1 protein-coding gene is annotated in these 2,748 nt (G+C 53.4%); it reads right to left on the bottom strand.

The genetic code is table 11. From position 1 onward, the window contains the following. A partial coding sequence (locus tag K1Y02_26745; protein MBX7259982.1) for a glycosyltransferase family 39 protein occupies positions 1–2,376 on the bottom strand: 2,376 nt, incomplete at its 3' end. Between the last annotated feature and the right edge of the window lie 372 nt (positions 2,377–2,748).

Below are 2,748 nucleotides of genomic sequence, written 5' to 3'. Positions count from 1 at the left end.
AAGCCTATAGTCGAACGCAGCGCTCCCTTTCAGGTCATTGGGATCAACGCTAAAAGAAGCGATAGGACCGTAGTTCAACGGGTCAGATGCGTGCAGAGTACGAACAAAGGCCACGCGGCCCATGTCGGCATATGCCAGTGGAAGATTATCCCTATTCTGTCCTTCAACGGTGAGGACGCCTTGTCCCGATGACACGACTCTTCCGATGTCGAACCATTGCCATCTGCCCGCACCTTGATTTCTCCACGGAGTGATTTCCCCAATTTCGCGGCCGATGGCATCGGCATGGCTATCGTGCCAACCAAACCGGAGCGTTGCGCGCGAACCGTTTCGACTTGAAATCTCACACCACATGCGGGCAACAAGGGCGTATTCTCCCGGAGGAAGCTTCACATCAGCGAAGATTCTTGCCCCCCCCGTTGACTCATGATCGAGCTTCACAACCATGGCATTTCGATCCAGATCATCGACTTGCTGCGGGTCCGTGTAGACTACCGGGTACCACGCGTCGGAATCCGGTGACTCACGCGTGAATGCCAGTGGCTCGACGGTCTCGGTTGAGGCGTACACATCGCACGTGAGCGGTCTCACCGATCCTTTGTTCATCGTGATTTGGAGAGGAATCGTTGAGCCCTTTGTTGCTGCTTCCGAAAGTGACGTACTCACGGCAAAGGTACTCTTTGGCTGGACTTCCGGAAAACCCGCGTTTTCCCGCTGCGTGGTATCCGCCACATTCCACACGCCCCGGACCTCATATGCTGGCTCGTTGAAGTCAGGGTAGTCCCCGACTTGGGCCACCTTCAGAGGAGCTCCGCGTGTTGATTCAACGTCATAGAGGTATAGGGTCACACCAAAATACGATTCACGTTCCACACGCTTCGCGTGGTGATCGAGCCATCCGACGTACAAATTTGCCGTGCTAGGCACTTCAAATGGCTCCCACCACGATACGACAAACCAGATTCGCTTGGCTCTTGGCACAATAGTATCGATTCGTTCCGGCATTGCTCCAATGCGTTCCCATAGAGTCCGAGCGGGGAAACTGCTCACAAGCCCCTCCCGATCCGCGTTGGTGAATCCAACCGTATAGTGTTCGGCCTGCGGCAGGTAATAGTACTTGCCTGACAACAAGGTTACATGACTGAAGTGCATGACCACGTCGCCGGACTCCCAATTCGACTTGATGTGCTGGGCAACAGACCTGTTATCCACTCTGTAGCGAACTCCCAGCCGGTGACTGCTAGACGGGTGCAGATGATGCTCATAGAGATCCCCCAGGCACGGCACGGTCAGGACGGTGATCGCTCCGAGAAGCCCAATTCGTCCCCAGCGGAAAGGTATCGAAGCGAGAGCAGTCGCGATGAGTATAGAGGTTGTCACGGCAGAGAATATGAACAGCCGGTGTTCGTAATAGGAGAAACTTCGTGTCTGCCAGACAACAAGGTTGGCAATCATCGGCACCAATGATAGGGACAGCAGAATGAGCAGACTATTGGCGTTCTTGCGAAGGTAGTAGCATCCCATAATCGCGAGTATGCCTGCGAGGACGAACAAGCCGTGATAGGCGGGCACACACGAACTATACCCAGCAAAGAAGTTCTTGAAGGTGATGAGACCTGTCCAGTACGTCAGAGGCGGGTACCAATTGGTGGTCGTCTGATTGGCTATTTCATTGATGGCAAGTCCCTGTCGAATCGCGGGGTAAGAGAATACAACTACCCCCAATTGAGAGATGGTCCAACGCGGAAGTTTACGCCAGTGGCTGCGTAGCGTAAGGATATACGCCACATTAAACGCAACCACCACCCATGCAGAGAAGAAATGGTTATACATCGATGCGGTGAGGCAAAACGTCAGGCCTATCCAATAGATGCTGCGGTTTCGTTCAAGGGCGCGAAGCATACACCACAGAGCGCACAGCGCCAGCAGCACATGGGAAGGATAAGGGCGCAATTCCTGTGCGTAGTAGACCTGAAACGGGGAAATTGCCACCAGGAATGTCGCGATCAACCCGACCTCCGTCCTCCTGGAAATCTCTTTTGAAACCAGGTAGGTCATAGGGAGGCATACAACACTCAATGTCCACGGCAGCAGACGCGCGACAAAATCGGATGCAGCGGAGCCTTGATCTACGCCTGTTATCCACTCTAAAGCTCCAAACCATATCCAGGTTAGAACGGGCAGCAGAGGCGGCTCTGTGCACCAAGTGGAATCGAAGAGCCGAAGCGGGGCCTTGACGAACCCTGCAACATAGAAGGTGGCGCCTTCGTCATACCAGATACTGCTACCATTCAACCGGTAAAGACGAAGCAGAGCACCAAGAAGAATTACCGCGACTAGATCCCACCGGGGACGCCAGCCGCTGCAACAACACATGCCGTGCTTCTTCTCTAACTTCAATGTCTAAAAGCCCTTCGGTAATTTATTCAACCAAGGATCGGGGTAGCAAAAGGAAGCGAAGATACACTATTCGCAGTGCACGACTGCCTTCTGCGATCATGTTCCTGTACGAATGTTTCGGGAATACGCTACCCAAAATAGCATATGAGGACTGGCTGAACAATCACCTATCACGGCACCATTACCCGTTTGGGACTCGCAGCAACACAAAAATACTTGTTTCAAAGAAATGTCTTGACAGGGTTGGGGTGTTTCTGCCAAATGATCCGGTTTTGGCGAGGGGTTGCGCCTCGCCCGGTCTGCAGTCATGAAATAGGTCGTAACGTTTTGTGGGGGCGCTGGTTAGCG

The sequence above is a fragment of the Candidatus Hydrogenedentota bacterium genome (assembly GCA_019695095.1).
Taxonomy (GTDB): Bacteria; Hydrogenedentota; Hydrogenedentia; order Hydrogenedentales; family SLHB01; genus JAIBAQ01.
The sequence above is the reverse complement of the archived record's forward strand: the minus strand, read 5'-3'. Positions and strand labels throughout refer to the sequence as shown.